Source organism: Pseudomonas sp. GW823-FHT05G12 (genome assembly GCF_058795575.1).
The window spans coordinates 3,697,640-3,712,295 of the sequence record NZ_CM179501.1; the positions used below are offsets into that span (position 1 = coordinate 3,697,640).

13 protein-coding genes and 1 pseudogene are annotated in these 14,656 nt (G+C 53.8%); 5 read left to right on the forward strand and 9 right to left on the reverse strand.

Annotated features, from left to right (window positions below):
* Positions 1 to 14 precede the first annotated feature (14 nt).
* The 3 genes from AC3RCM_RS16810 to AC3RCM_RS16820 all read right to left on the reverse strand — a co-directional run bounded on the left by AC3RCM_RS16810 (position 15) and on the right by AC3RCM_RS16820 (position 2,761).
* Positions 15 to 1,394 (reverse strand): glutamine synthetase family protein, encoded by a 1,380-nt coding sequence (locus AC3RCM_RS16810; RefSeq protein WP_103469109.1) that lies wholly within the window; start codon positions 1,392 to 1,394, stop codon positions 15 to 17.
* Positions 1,395 to 1,456: 62 nt separating this feature from the next.
* Entirely contained in the window at positions 1,457 to 1,777 is a 321-nt protein-coding gene (locus AC3RCM_RS16815) for a 4Fe-4S dicluster domain-containing protein (protein ID WP_103469110.1), read from the reverse strand.
* The gene (locus tag AC3RCM_RS16820) at positions 1,778 to 2,761 is read right to left on the reverse strand and encodes an NAD(P)/FAD-dependent oxidoreductase (protein ID WP_103469111.1); all 984 of its coding nucleotides are present in this window, start codon (positions 2,759 to 2,761) and stop codon (positions 1,778 to 1,780) included. It abuts the gene before it with no gap.
* Positions 2,762 to 3,120: 359 nt separating this feature from the next.
* Between AC3RCM_RS16820 and AC3RCM_RS16825 the strand changes: the two genes are divergently transcribed.
* Together AC3RCM_RS16825 and AC3RCM_RS16830 are read left to right on the forward strand one after the other, a co-directional pair.
* On the forward strand, positions 3,121 to 3,873 hold the full coding sequence (locus AC3RCM_RS16825; protein WP_103469473.1) for an SDR family NAD(P)-dependent oxidoreductase: 753 nt from the start codon (positions 3,121 to 3,123) through the stop codon (positions 3,871 to 3,873).
* Between the two features lie 328 nt (positions 3,874 to 4,201).
* Positions 4,202 to 4,747, forward strand: coding sequence for a helix-turn-helix domain-containing protein (locus AC3RCM_RS16830; RefSeq protein WP_104887395.1), 546 nt, complete (start codon positions 4,202 to 4,204; stop codon positions 4,745 to 4,747).
* Positions 4,748 to 4,831: 84 nt separating this feature from the next.
* Here AC3RCM_RS16830 and AC3RCM_RS16835 read toward each other — a convergent pair whose 3' ends face one another.
* From AC3RCM_RS16835 to AC3RCM_RS16850, 4 genes are all read right to left on the reverse strand, one after another.
* Positions 4,832 to 5,608, reverse strand: a complete 777-nt coding sequence (locus tag AC3RCM_RS16835; protein ID WP_103469113.1) for an N-formylglutamate amidohydrolase — start codon at positions 5,606 to 5,608, stop codon at positions 4,832 to 4,834.
* 61 nt (positions 5,609 to 5,669) lie between these two features.
* Positions 5,670 to 6,686, reverse strand: coding sequence for an IS30 family transposase (locus tag AC3RCM_RS16840; RefSeq protein ID WP_008435491.1), 1,017 nt, complete (start codon positions 6,684 to 6,686; stop codon positions 5,670 to 5,672).
* A gap of 34 nt (positions 6,687 to 6,720) precedes the next feature.
* Positions 6,721 to 8,088, reverse strand: a complete 1,368-nt coding sequence (locus tag AC3RCM_RS16845) for an aldehyde dehydrogenase family protein (RefSeq protein WP_492629033.1) — start codon at positions 8,086 to 8,088, stop codon at positions 6,721 to 6,723.
* A 94-nt stretch (positions 8,089 to 8,182) separates the two neighbouring features.
* Complete coding sequence (locus AC3RCM_RS16850; protein WP_103469115.1) at positions 8,183 to 9,085, reverse strand: type 1 glutamine amidotransferase; 903 nt, start codon at positions 9,083 to 9,085, stop codon at positions 8,183 to 8,185.
* 344 nt (positions 9,086 to 9,429) lie between these two features.
* Between AC3RCM_RS16850 and tnpA the strand changes: the two genes are divergently transcribed.
* The 3 genes and pseudogenes from tnpA to tnpC form a co-directional block, all read left to right on the forward strand.
* Entirely contained in the window at positions 9,430 to 9,750 is a 321-nt protein-coding gene (gene tnpA, locus AC3RCM_RS16855) for an IS66-like element accessory protein TnpA (protein WP_103469116.1), read from the forward strand.
* Complete coding sequence (gene tnpB / locus AC3RCM_RS16860) at positions 9,747 to 10,079, forward strand: IS66 family insertion sequence element accessory protein TnpB (RefSeq protein ID WP_146050472.1); 333 nt, start codon at positions 9,747 to 9,749, stop codon at positions 10,077 to 10,079. The genes tnpA and tnpB overlap by 4 nt, the downstream gene beginning before the upstream one ends.
* A 57-nt stretch (positions 10,080 to 10,136) precedes the next feature.
* Positions 10,137 to 11,597, forward strand: a pseudogene (gene tnpC / locus AC3RCM_RS16865) (IS66 family transposase); the annotation flags it as partial.
* A 295-nt stretch (positions 11,598 to 11,892) separates the two neighbouring features.
* Here tnpC and AC3RCM_RS16870 read toward each other — a convergent pair.
* Together AC3RCM_RS16870 and AC3RCM_RS16875 are read right to left on the reverse strand one after the other, a co-directional pair.
* Positions 11,893 to 13,218: a carbohydrate porin gene (locus AC3RCM_RS16870; protein WP_232099759.1), complete on the reverse strand. Its 1,326-nt coding sequence runs from the start codon at positions 13,216 to 13,218 to the stop codon at positions 11,893 to 11,895.
* A 111-nt stretch (positions 13,219 to 13,329) separates the two neighbouring features.
* Positions 13,330 to 14,649: a cytochrome c gene (locus tag AC3RCM_RS16875; RefSeq protein WP_103469118.1), complete on the reverse strand. Its 1,320-nt coding sequence runs from the start codon at positions 14,647 to 14,649 to the stop codon at positions 13,330 to 13,332.
* Positions 14,650 to 14,656: the final 7 nt, after the last annotated feature.

Genomic DNA, 14,656 nt, shown 5'->3' on the forward strand with positions numbered 1-14,656 from the left:
AGATATTTCCTAACTTAAATAATGCTCAGATACCGCTTAAGCTCCCAGTCAGTAATAAACGCCGCGTTCTGCCTGAGCTCCCATTTCTTCATTTGTACATAGTGATCAACAAATTCCGGGGTAAACATCTCACGTGCCGTCTCGCTCTGACTAAAGAGCCGCGCCGCCTCTTCCAGAGAAGTCGCAAGTGGATCTGCTTTCTCAGCGCTGACGTGATAAGCATTACCTAGGATCGGTTCATTCGGGTTTAGCTGTTTCTGTATGCCTTCCAGACCCGATAAAAGAATTGCCGCAACCACCAGGTGCGGATTTGTGTCAGCTCCTGGAATGCGGTTTTCGACACGTGCTGCACTACCTGCAGAAGTGATTGCGCGATGTGAGACGGTTCGATTATCGAACCCCCATGAAGCATTTCCGCCCGCCCAAGATGCACCCGCAGTACGCTTATAAGAATTGAGGGTGGGAAGAAAAATGGCGGACATTTCTCTTGCATGGCTGACCATGCCTGCCAAGAAATGCTTCCCAAGAGCCGAAAGTTGGCCTGGATCTTCTGGGTTTGCAAACAGCGACTCGCCGTTACCGTCTGCCAGGCTCATATGTACATGGCCTGAAGACCCTGCCCATTCTGCATTTGGCTTTGCCATGAAGGTAGCAACCAAGCCATGCTTAGCTGCAATCTCTTTGATGCCGTTTTTCACGAAAATCGCATCATCGGCTGCTTGGAGTGCATCGCCATATTTGATGTTGACTTCGTATTGTCCTGGTCCATGCTCGCTGTTTGTTGCCTCCAGCTGTATGCCCGCTTCGCGCATAAACTGGCGAACTTCACCCATGACATCGGAAGAACTCGAGTAATGAAGCATACTATAGCAGTGCCCACTTTTTCGGGCTGGCGCGATATTTTGCCAATTATTATCTGCAATATCATCAGCGCTGCCTTCAATTAGATAAAACTCAAACTCATAAGCCGCAAAGCACTGGTAGCCCATGTTTTTTGCTTTAGCAATCGAACGCTTTAAAATGCCCCGCGGGCAGAGAAATAACGGCTTGCCGGCAGTTGTATAAAAATCACAAATCACTGAAGCAGTTCTAGCCTGCCAAGGCACAAGAGATAGGGTACTGAGGTCTGGAATAAAACAAATATCAGGATAGCCTGAGTCCCACCCTGTATAAGACAGGCCATCAACCAACGTGTCAGTTACATCCCATCCAAACAATACGTTTGAAGCCTGAGTTCCGGTAACGGCGACTCGTTCCAGAAAATACTCAGCTCCAACTTGCTTACCTCGCCAGACACCATCAATATCAACGGCTCCAACCCGAATCGTATCGATGTTATTTCGTTCAATAAACTCACGGACTTTCAGGAGATCTTTATTGTTGTCTTTGTTCATTTTGCATGTCCTGTTCAGATTCCGACTGAGCACTAGCACAACTCAGCTATTAGTTTTCTACCTCAACCATGATGCCTTGGGTGATCACTCAGGATTTTTCCAATCTTTTGCGACCCCTTCGGGCTACCTATCACTTCCCCTCTACCAGGTAGAGGTTCTTCAAAGAACTGTCGAGCTTCAATCAGATCTGAACTATCACTCGACATATCCACGTAGTGAATTGCCTCTACCGGACATACGGACTCGCAAGCCCCGCATTCAGTACATTCGTCCGGCTGAATCCATAGCCGGCTGTTCGCTTCATAGATGCAATCTACTGGACATACGTCGACGCAAGCTTGATCACGACTTTGTATACAAGCATCTGTAATTACATAAGGCATTTAGCTCACCTCATTTGTACTATGGCCAGGTAAAACCGACATTTCAGGAGAAATCGCAGCTGCAGCATGGTTCACAGCGATAGCTGCCTCTCCAAACCCAACAGCAATCAACCGAACCTTGCCTGGATACTCACTTACATCGCCAACAGCGTATATGCGTGGCATATTGGTTTCCATATCCTCTTTAACAGGAATCCTGAAACCATCGATATTGATTTTCCACTCAGCAATTGGGCCCAGATCCGAATGAAACCCAAGCGCAACAATAAACTTGTCAAAAGAAATAATTTCTTTACTTTCATTGTTAGCACCCGTGATTTCCAAGAACTCGAGTCCTTGCTCCTCGTGGTAAGCGACAACCTCGCCTGGGGCGATGACTCGCACACCTTTTTTGTACATCTCCTTGACACTCGCCTCGTGAGCTCGGAAGCGTGCGCGACGATGTATAACGGTGACTGACTTAGCTCTTTCTGCCGCCGCATTTGCCCAGTCGACAGCACTATCACCACCGCCCGCGATGACTACGTGTTTGTTGTCTAACGCTGAGAGCTCTGAAATGAAATGCATTACGTTTGAAGAGTGAACACCCTCCAATGCAGGTAGAGAGCGCGGCGTGCATTTTCCTAGTCCGGCGGCAAGTACAACTGCCTTTGTATGGTAAGTCTCACCGAGGTCGGTCTGGAGTACATAGCCATCACCTTCCGCTACCAGATCGACAACCAGTTCACCGAGATGCAGTTCATATTCTTGCCGCCGCGACTGCTCAAGCAGATTCGAAATGAAATCACTGCCTTTGATGGCAGGGAAACCCGCTACATCATGGATCAGCTTTTCAGGGTACATGGTTGCCACCTGCCCACCAACCTGGGGCAACCCGTCGAACAAGGCCGTTTTAAGGCCCCTGAAACCCGCGTAGTAGGCGGCATACAACCCAATCGGGCCCGCGCCCACAATCACTAGATCGAATTCCTTGGAGTTGCTCATAATCCGGCCACCCTTTTTGTCGTTGTTTTGTGTATCCTATTTGGAAACATGTTTCACGACAAGACTTTTTTGCCGGCTTTGTAGCATATTTTTTTTCCCTCCAATAATCAGTCAGTTAGCCCACATCGCCGTATTTTTGCCAGCTCTAGCACAGCAATCCCCATGCGAATACCTCTCATTTGCGCATGGTATCGACCGTTTCTACTGACCCATTGCTCCGCAAAGCGCGTGTTGACAGAACACACCAGGTTCTATAAAAAGAAACATGTTTCCACACTGGAAACACCAATAGCTCAACTCCGGCATCCCTGGATCATCTGAGCTTGTGAATGCAGAACAACAATCAAGCGGGAGTGGACATGGTTAACTACGATTTCTTTGGCAAAGTGGCAGTTGTGACTGGAGCAGGTGGCGGTATGGGTTTGGCTCTGTCAAAAAAAATGCTCGAGGCAGGCGCCTCGGTACTAGCAATTGACGTCAAAGACATGCCTGAAGAGCTGGCCAGCTTTGACAAGGTCCTGTTTGCAAAAGGCGACTTGACCGACCCACGCTTCGTCAACGAAGCAGTTGAAAATGCTTATCATCGATTCGGCCGCATTGATTACCTGGCCAACGTCGCAGGTGTACTGTGGTTCGGTAAGGATGTGTCGCTGCTTGATATCGATTTGGATGTCTGGGATCAGGTCATGGACATCGATTTGAAAACCCTGGTGCATACGATCCGAGCGACTGTTCCCTACATGCGGAAATCAGGCGGCGGCTCAATGGTGCACTTCTCCACTGTCCAATGCTTGCGTGGCGACACCGCTCCTCAAGACGCATATGCAGCCTCTAAAGCTGGTATCCCAGCGATCTCCAAATCAATTGCAATGCAGTTAGCCGCTGAAGGGATTCGCTCCAATACTATTTATCCAGGTATCACCCATACCCCTATGCAGGCACGCTGGGATTCACCTGAGAAGCTCAAGAACGCAGCTGACTATGTCCCCATGGGTAGGGTCGGTGAAGCCGCCGACATGGCGAATGCAGCTATGTTCTTGCTATCTGACGCATCGGCTTACATCACTGGCACAGACTTGATTGTCGATGGCGGTCTTATGCTCAAGTATTAAAAGGTACTTGTTCGGCCGTCAAGGCGCGGATTGACTGGGCGGGGGCTGAAGCAGCCCCCGTCTTTTTGTAACATTTTAATTTAAAAAATTTTATTTTTTATCAATACGTTAGCATTTGAGTATGACTGCTCGGTCACTGTTCAGTAATCCACACCTCCCCTCTAGCCTGCACCGTTTCGATGCAATTTGCCCGCTGCATTCGATGCTTGACGCATGGGGCGACAATCGAGTTTCCTAAATGGAATAATTTGTAGATTTAGGAAATCCTGTGCTATAAAGCTCACATTTCAGCGATTTTCGCTAGGCATAATTGAGTAGGAACATTAAGGTGTCTATTGTCAACCAGATCCGTGAACAGCGTAACCTGCGAGGCATGAGCCTTCGTTCATTGGCTCGAGAACTCGGTATTTCAGCTTCGCAAATGTCCAAAATTGAGACAGGTAAAACTAAGCTTACCGTAAGCGTCGCACTTCGGATTGCCGACATTCTCAAAGTCCCTGCATCGAATTTTCTATCATCAAGCAAACCGAAAGCAACCGGCAGGCGTACTATTACTCGAAACAACTCCGCCGAAGTACAGTCCACTCAAGGCATGCGACTTGAAAGCCTCTGTGCCGACTTCAAAGAGTATCACAATCTTTACTGGAAGGTCACAATCACCGCCAAATCTTTTGAAGAAGTTGGTGGTTGGCGTCAGCATCCAGGTCAAGAGTTCATTTTCGTAATTAGAGGTAAACTCCAACTGCTGAGCGAGTATTACGACCCAATTATTTTGAACGAGGGTGAGAGCGTTCTGTTTGACTCAGAGCAGCCCCATGCGTACGTAGCCCCGGAAGGGACCGTGGACGTGCTAATGATCAATAGCATGGTTTAATCCAGACGTCTGAGAGTTTTGTGCTTGACAATAAAAAAAGCGGAATCAATAAATTGACCCCGCTTCTGACAACATTGCGTTAGCTTACTTAAACTCTGATGCGGAACGTATAATTGCTTTAGCAAGTACTGCAGACATCGATTCCAACTTGGCTTTCGTATCAATTAGGTCGTTGCGCACCTCAATGTACGCGTTTGCGACCCCGATTGATAAACCATGCCGATCGAGCGTAAACCAATCACTGTCCTTGAAGCTATATGGTTGGTTTTCATCGACACGATAGACATCCTGCTCTGCGATTTTTTGGAGTAGATTAGCAGGGAATGCTTCACTATCACGCCACATCACGCCAACTTCGCACGAGCGAAATTTATTATACCAGACCGGCGTGAATGAATGAATGGAAACGGCTACTTTAGCCTTTGATAAAGTGCCCTCCATCCAACTTGCAATCGCGCGCTCTAAAGGCCTGCGCGCGATATCTTCACGAAGCTTTCTATCACGCTCAGTTATATTTATGTTAGCCGGAATCGGGATGCCGCCCACATCTAACCTAATGCAGTCGGGATCATCAAACTTCCTATTGTAATCCAAATACAAGCGTGAATAATTTGCAACAACTGCAGTCGCGCCTAATCGCCTGGCAACACTCAGCGTCAGTTCTTTCGAACCTAAATCTTGTCCATAATGCGTGGCAAATAAAGCCTCAGGCAAACCTAAGTTATTCCAAGCAGACGGTACCGCGCTACCACCGTGTTCGCAGATCAGGACAATTTCCGCATTTGCGCCTCCTGGAATTATTTCTACCGCAGCATCAACATAGCGCGCGAGTATGTTGGGCTCTAAAGCATCAATACTCATGACAGCTTTCTCACGTGGAAAGACTTAGCATCGGCGGTTGCAGGAGCTGAGTGCAACACAGTTACTGGATTGAGGCGGGAGCCTCGTGATGCTTGGCCATCAGCTCGGTCATGACCTCGATGGGGCACTTGAAACCGAAGCGCTTACGCGGTCGGATGTTCAACTCGTAGGCAATCGCATCCAACTGCTCTTGGCTGCACACCGACAGATCCGTGCCCTTGGGCAGGTACTGGCGGATCAGTCCGTTGATGTTCTCATTGCTGCCGCGCTGCCAGGGGCTGTGCGGGTCGCAGAAGTAAATTGCCACCCCGGTCTTCTGGGTGATTTCCGCGTGACGCGCCATCTCCCGCCCTTGGTCGTAGGTCATGCTCTTGCGGGCCGCCAGCGGCATATGGTTCAGCGCCGAACTGAAGCCTTCCACGGCCGAGGTCGCCGTCGCGTCTTGCATCTTCACCAGCATCAGGTAGCCGCTGGTGCGTTCGACTAGCGTACCCACGGCCGATGCGTTGGCTTTGCCCTTGATCAAGTCGCCCTCCCAATGTCCCGGCATCACGCGATCCTCGATCTCCGGCGGACGCACATGGATGCTGACCATGTCCGGGATCTGGCCACGGCGATCTACGCCGCCAGAACGCGGACGGCGGGAGGTTTTGCCTTGCCGCAGGCAGATGATCAGCTCCTTGCGCAGTTCGCCGACCGGCAGGGCATAGATCGCGTTGTAGATCGTCTCGCGGCAGACGTAGGCGTCTTCGAAGCTTGGGGATTTCATGGTTCGCAGCTTGCCGGCAATCTGCTCGGGAGAAAAGCGCTGTCGCAGCAGGTGGGCGACCAGCTCGAACAATTCGTTGCCGGGCACCAGCTTTTGCCGGGGCCGGCAGGGCAATCGACGATCGCGCATGGCTTGTTGGGCATGCTGGGTGGTGTACTCACCCCGGGCATCACGATTGCGACGGATCTCGCGACTGATCGTTGAGGGGCTGCGGTTGAGCATTCGGGCAATGGCGCGCTGGCTCATGCCACGCAGCAGACTGACCTGGATATCGGAGCGTTCTTCAACGCTGAGTTCGTGATAAGACATGGCAACACCCTACCGGAAAGGTCAGGTGTTGCACTCAGTTTTTGCCGCCGCCGCCCATCACTCCTAACAGCCCCTCTTTACCATTTCCTCGTCCGATACCCGAGTTTTTCAGCCCGCCCCAAGGCAAATAAAGGTCTGCATGATCGCAACGGTTTACAAACACTGTTCCTGCGTCAACTTTATCAGCAATGCGCAATCCACTTTCCTGATCACGCGTCCAGATTCCAGCCGTCAAGCCAAACTGACTGTCGTTCATGAGACGAATAGCTTCGTCATCATTGGCAACGACTTGAACGCAAGCGATTGGACCAAATGTTTCCTCTCGCATTACTTCCATGTGAGAAGTGACACCCGTAAGGAGAGTCGGCCGCACGTAAGCAGATTGGTCTGCTACATCCAGGTCAAGCATGGGGCTCTCAAAAGATGCAGCGCCCATCTGCACTGCTTGTTTAATCTGATTTTTGATAAACTCAGCCGCCGAAGCTTTTACAACAGGTCCGACAGTTGCTCTGGCGTCATTTGGGTTTCCGATCTGATATTTGAGCATTTCGTTGCGGAAACACTCGATGAAATCGTTTTGAATATTGCTATCCACATAGATCCGCTCAACCGAACAGCATGACTGGCCTGCATTTGAGAAACAACCATCCGCTAGCTCAGCCACAGCAAGCTCAATATCTGCGTCCTTACGAACATAAGCCGGATCCTTGCCACCCAATTCCAGATGGACATGAGTCAGTGTTCCTGCAGCTGCAGCATGAACTGAAAGCCCACCGCTAACAGAGCCAATAAAGTTAACTCCTTTCGCTCGCCCGGACTTGATGATGCTATCGACTTGGCGATGTTCAAGTTCGAGAACCTGCAGAACGCCAGCCGGTCCATTAATAGCTTTATAGGCCTCTCTGACTATACGCCCTACTTGAGTCGTTTGAGCAGCATGCTTCAAGATAACTGTATTGCCACCCAAGATTGGCGTTACGATCAACCAAGGTAACAATCCTACAGGATAGTTCCAGGGGGCAATCGAAAGATGTACGCCTTGTCCATACCGTCTCACGAATCGGGTCACTTGCTCGTCACTTGGGTATCGCTCGTCCAAGAGTTCTTCAAGAGCCTCGATCTGCGCCAAAGTCACATTCTTAAATCTAGGCGCTTCGTTAGCTTGACCGGCTGGCCGCCCGATCGATACACATACAGCCTTGGCCAGCTCATCCGACCGCCGAATCAGCTCATCTGCCAGCGCAATTACCAGGTCTGCTCGTTCGCGCTTGGAGGAGAATCGCCAAGACTGGAATGCTTCCTCTGCCGAATTTAAGGCTGCAGCTACCTCGGTGTCATTAGCAGTGTTACCTGACAGAAAAGGCATTCCATCGATAGGCGAAACGATTTTGTAACTAGACATAGGATTTCCTCATTTTGTTTTTGTTTGTACATTGAAAATCGTAGACATCCATCAACGCGCTTAGCGAGGCCGTAGACTCTCACCGAGCGAGCACTCAATACGGCAATGTAGCTGTTACTAGATAGCTGTAATTGAATAATACAGATCTATCACTTTTTTGCCTTACTGGGGCCCCCACCTTGGTTTCAAGCCAATTTCTGATTTCACAGCTTCGACTAAAATCGTCTTGAATGTCACCATCTAAACCTAACTGCCACGCAATATCTTGACGACTAGAGTCTTTGTGCAGAACTCGCAGCGCCTCAATGTAGCCCTTGAATTCTTTCCCACCCAAAAATAAATTTCTATTTGATATCAGCGTTTGATCGTACATACCCAATACATCTGCCAGAGTATTTAAACTGTACTCTGGGTGAAACTGCGCACCCCAAAAGCAGCCATTTTTATATAAAATTTCCGCCGCCTGAACTTCGCTAATCTCGTTAGTAGCCGTAACACTCATGCCTTCGGCCTGGCGTGTGACATGATCCGAATGAATTGCTAAAGCATCAAAGGAAGTTTTACGCCCTTTATGCATAGGATGTTGAGCGCCTAAATCTGTGAGAGATACTCTGCGAGCGACTCCTACTTCTGGCCCGCGATGATTCAGTTCTACTTCGCCGCCAGCAGCCACGTTAGCCACTTGAAGCCCCCAACAAGATCCGAAAAACGGAACCTGCGAATCAAAGGCACGACGCGCAAATTTTATTTGGCGTTCCACTTCGGGAGATTGGTTATATACATTCAATGATGAACCAGTTAGTACGATACCCTCATACCTATCAAAGTCGAGCAGCGAGTTTTGATCGCTATCCGGTAGATTCAAGATGTCTACCTGAATATTTGAGCTCAGTGATTTGATCACTGAAGCGTACTGCTCGCCTTGCGTCTCTCCCGTTATCGATCGGTACCACTCACGAGCGAACTGCACATTCCCTTCAGCCACAAGGATTTTCATTCCGATACCTTCTGTGTGGTCGTACACCACTCATCAATATCCAGCTTCACCGCCAGCGGCACCTGTAACTTCTCGCGTCGCCGGCGTATCCAAAAATACCTCGTGTTTCCTTATACGAAACACGCGATCAAAAGTCAACACATCCGTAGGAGCTGCCGGTCGGGCAACGAAGCAACCACACTGAAAGGCTGGCTTTTGTAAACCGGTGTTTACATGAAGGAGCTGGAATGCAGCCCGTAGCTGGTAAGCATCCGGCGAACTCACCTTCCGAACTCCTGCGTTAAGGGCGATGGTGTCCGCATATTTTTAAGCGGACGCGATTACCCGTAATCGCCAGGATTTCCATGCGCCAACGAAGCTCTTATCCCAAACCATTCAAGGCCCAGGTCGTTCAGGAATGTCTGCAACCTGGCGCAACTGAGTCCAGTGTCGCCATCAGCCACGGCATCAATGCCAACGTCATCCGCAAATGGATGCCGCTCTATCGAGATCAGCCCGCGACAACCTCGCTACCAGCATTCGTCCCGCTGAAGACCGCCCCTAAACGGCCAGCCGAAGTGTCAGTGGTCATCGAACTGCCCATCGCCGGGCAATTGATCACGGTGAAATGGCCAGTCTCAGATCCTGAGGGCTGCGCGCAATTTATCCGGGCTGTGGCCCAATGATCCGCATCGATGCGATCTGGCTGGCCACCGAGCCGATGGATATGCGCGCTGGCACCGAAACCGCATTAGCCCGGGTGATCGCGGTGTTCGGTGCGGCGAAGCCGCACTGCGCTTATTTCGCCAATCGCCGGGCCAACCGGATGAAAGTGCTGGTACACAATGGCGTGGGTATCTGGCTTGCCGCGCGGCGACTGAATCAAGGCAAGTTTCACTGGCCCGGCATTCGCCATGGTTGCGAGGTCGAACTCGACAGTGAACAACCCCAGGCGCTGGTACTGCGGTTGCCGTGGCAGCGAGTCGGCTTAGGTGGTGTGATCAGCATGCTTTAATCGCCGGCCATTTGACCTGTCTGCTTGTCGTTGGCCTTCCCGCTCAACCTCGACCAGATGCCCCCGGAACAGTTTCGTGACTTGGCGGCACAGGCGTTGCAATTGCAGTCCCAAGTTGAGGCGATGAGCAGGAGGATCCAGAACGATGAAACCATCATCGAGCAACTCACTTACGAAATCGCCCTTCTTAAACGCCACAAGTTTGCCAAGCGCAGCGAGTAGATCAGCCCAGCGCAAGGCAGCTTTCTGGATGATCTGCTCGACACAGACCTTGCAGCTATCGAAGCAGAGCTGAAACGGCTCCTTCCAGCTTCGCCACAAGCCGAACCACGGCAATCCCTGAAACGTGCGCCATTGCCGCCGCAGTTTCCGCGCACCGTGATTCGTCACGAACCCGTAAACACTCAGTGCGCCTGTGGCTGCCAACTTCAGCGCATTGGCGAAGACGTCAGCGAGAAGCTGGATTACACGCCGGGCGTGATTACCGTCGAGCAACACGTGCGTGGTAAGTGGGCTTGCCGCCAGTGCGAAGCCCTGCTCCAAGCGCCGGTGCTGGCGCAGGTTATCGACAAAGGTATCCCGACCGCAGGCTTGCTGGCCCACGTAATGGTGGCCAAGTTTGCCGATCACTTGCCGCTGTACCGGCAGGAGAAAATCTTTGGCCGTGCCGGGCTGGTAATAGCTCGTTCGACCTTGGCGCAGCGGGTTGGGCAAACCGGCGTGCGGCTCCAGCCGCTGGTCGATGCACTGAGTGAAGCCATGCTGAACCAGGGCGTGATTCAAGCCGATGAAACACCGGTGCAAATGCTTGCGCCAGGCGAGAAGAAAACGCACCGGGCCTACGTCTGGGCCTACAGCACTACGCCATTTTCGGCGCTAAAAGCGGTGGTTTACGACTTCAGCCCAAGCCGTGCTGGCGAACATGCGCGTAACTTCCTAGGCAACTGGAACGGTAAGTTGGTCTGCGATGACTTCGCAGGCTACAAAGCTGGTTTTGAGCAAGGCATCACTGAAATCGGTTGCATGGCCCACGCCCGTCGCAGGTTTTTCGATCTGCACGTGGCGAACAAAAGCCAGTTGGCCGAACAGGCGCTGCACTCGATCAGCGGTTTGTACGAGATCGAACTCCAAGCGCGAGACATGAGTGATGATGACCGTTGGCGAATACGGCAGGAAATGGCGGCACCGATAATCAACAAACTGCATGACTGGATGTTGGCCCAGCGCGACCTGGTGCCCAGCGGATCAGCTACGGCGAAAGCCTTCGATTACAGTCTGAAACGCTGGGTAGCGCTGACGCGCTACCTGGGCGATGGGGCTGTGCCCATCGACAACAATCAGGTCGAGAATCAGATGCTGCCATGGGCACTTGGACGCTCGAACCGGCTGTTTGCCGGGTCGCTGCGCAGTGCTAAATGGGCAGCTGCAATCATGAGCCTGATCCAAACAGCGCGTATGAATGGGCATGATCCGTATGCCTATCTCAAGGATGTGCTGACGCGGCTGGACAGTGGCAGACAAACGGGTTCGATCACTGTAGGCAAGCGAGCCGACCTGCCGCTTGTCGACAGCCGCAGGCTGCGGATGTTTCCGGTGAACGACTCGTTGGCATGCATCGTCCAGTCGGCAAGCCCTGCCGATGTCGATACCGTCATCGCGGACGGCCGCATCGTCAAGTGCACAGGCCAGTTGATTGGACTGGATCTGGCAAGCCTACGCGCCTAGGCCACGGCCGGCGCCCAGCAGTTGTTGTAGAAAGGCTGACGGGCAAAGCTTACCTCTGTCCTGCGCCTTCAGCACGTGATGATGGAAATCAGAATGTCGCCTGTACCTTCAACCCACCGACCCAGGCATCGTCCACCTGCCTCACCCCGCCTGGGTGCCGGACGAATTGCAGGTTCGGCCTCACCGTCAGCCACTCGGCCAGGTGAATACCGTAGTTGAGCTCGGCGTTGTACTCGATTTGCTGGACCGGCAGGTAAGCCGGGTCATCGTAATCCTCGATACCATTGGCCGAATTGGTCAGCGCCGCATTCTTGCGGTACGCCGGGTTCACATGCACCTCGGACACTGCAAGGCCGATGTCATCCTGCGGCCGTGCCGCGAACAACCCCTTGTACACCGCGCCTACCGACACATAGTGGTCGACCTTGCTGGTCTTCTTGTCATGCACCGTGGCCATGGCGAACAGGCTCAATCCGCGTGACGCATCGCTTGCCTCACGAGTAACCTGCTGCATTGCGCCCAGCCACAACCCGTGCTTGCTCGAGGCACTGCGATAAGCCGCGCCACTGATCACGGCCGGCTGACCGTTGCTATCTTTGAGCACATCCTTGGCATCGGAGGTGCTGTAGTAATAGCCGGCGCGGTACTCACCCGGCAGGCCGCCGATACGCGGCTGCCACACCAGTTCCACCGGCAGTACCGCACCTTCGGTGCCGCTACCACTGAGTTTGAAGCCGTTGTCGTTCTGGGTGTTGGACGGGTTCTGTTCATACGCACCGATTTGCGCGAACAGCTCGGGGGTGAGCTGGTACTTGATCCGCAGCGCCCATTGGGTGATCGGCCAGTTGTACCAGATGCCACCCCAGTTGCCGACCTGCGAGCCGCAGAAGGTCAGGTTCTGGAAGTTGCAGTCAAAGCTGTTGAAGTCCTCGCCTTCGCCGAAGCGGCCAGCCTTGATGTCCAGGCGTCGGTCGAAGAACGCCTGCTGGTAGTACAGCTGGGTCATGCGCCAGTGCGAGCCACGCCCCCAGACTTCCTGGGACGAGCTCAGGGTGCCGACACGCGGGTCACCGACGCGGTCGTTGGAGATGTTGTCGCCGTTGCGGTCAGCCACGGTCAGCTGAAAGCGGGCGTCGTGCCAGCCGAGCAGCTTCTGCAGGTCGAAGCTGGCGCCGAGCGAGTACTGGTCGCTGTAGCTGGCGCTGCGGTCCTTGTTGTAGCCGCCGCCGAGGTTGGCGCCGAATTCGCCGACGTAGGCGAATTCGAAGTCGATGCCTTTTTCGGCCAGGGTGGTGCGGGTGCCGTTCCAGTCGCCCAGGGCCCAGGGGGAATCGCTGGCGAAGGGATCGGCGGCGTGGGCCGTTTGAGCGCAAGCCATGGCGACCAGCAGTACGCGGTATTTGAAAGTAAACATCATGTTCTCTTTGTTATTGGTGTGGTGCCTGTCAGGGCCCTATCGCCGGCAAGCCGGCTCCTACAAGATCTGGAGGAGCCGGCTTGCCGGCGATAGGGCCGGACCTGGTATTTACTGAACGCTGGCGCGCATCTGCTGCGGCAAGTCGAGCTGCTTGCGCATCTCCGCCACCTCCTCCGCCGTCACTGCCGGCGCACTGTTGCCCCAGCTGTTGCGTGCAAAGGTGAGAATGTCGGCAATTTCGACGTCGCTGAGCTTCCAGTCGAACGCCGGCATCCCCGCACCGGTGACGTAGGTATGGGTATGCACCGCCCGCGCTCCGCCCAGCACCACGCTGGTCAACGTGTCGGTGTTGTCCGCGAGGATCGCCTTGTTGCCGGCGAATCCGGTGATCATGTGGCTCACACCCTCGCCCGCCGTGCCGTGGCAGGCCGAACAATGCACCTCGTAACCCTGGCCACCACGCTGCATACGGGCATCATTACCGGCCAGCGCTGCCGGTGCTGGCTGCGGGTTGCCGGGCAACGATTTGAGGTACACCGCAATGGCGCGCAGGTCCTGGTCGGTCAGGTGCTGGGTGGAGTTCTCGATCGCTTCGGCCATCGGCCCGCTGGCCACGGCAACGCCGTCGCTGCCGGTCTTCAGGTAGTCGACGATCTGCTCGACACTGCTGTCGCCCAAGCCCTGGTGCGGGTCGTTGGTGATGTTCGGCGCGAACCAGGTGCCGAGGAGGTCACCTTGAAGCGCCTGGGCAGCGATTGGCCCGCCCAGGGCGTTGCGTGGGCTGTGGCAGGCGGCGCAGTGGCCAGCGCCATCGACCAGATAGCGGCCACGGTTCCACTCGGGGCTTTGCGCCGGGTCCAGGACATACGACTTGTTGTCGAAGAACATCCAGTTCCAGCCCGCCATCAACAGGCGCTGGTTGAACGGGAAGTTCATGCCGACCAGTTCGTCGACCTTGTGCGCCTTCGGCTCGAGCGTGCTGAAGAACGCCCACAATGCGCGCAGGTCATCGTCGCTCATGCGCGTGTAGTCGGTGTACGGCATGGCCGGGAACAACAGGCCATGGCGGCCCTGCCCTTGACGCACGGCATTGAAGAAGTCGCGCTGGGTGTAATTGCCGATGCCGGTTTCACGATCGGGGGTGATGTTCGACGACTGGATGTCACCGAACGGCGTGCCGATCACGTAGCCACCGGCAAAGTCGCCGCTTTTGGCCGTGTGACAGGCCGCGCAGTCGGCGCCGCGCATCACATACTCGCCCTGCTTGATCAGTGCCGCGTCAGTGGACTTGAAGTCGCTCAGGCGCACACTGTCATCGGCCACCTGCGAGCGCGCGGTGGAGTTGGCCTGGATCACCAGGCCGAGCATCACGGCGCCGGCCAGGGCCACCACGCCGCCGCCGATCAGGGCGGTTTTCTTGTTGATCATGACAGGC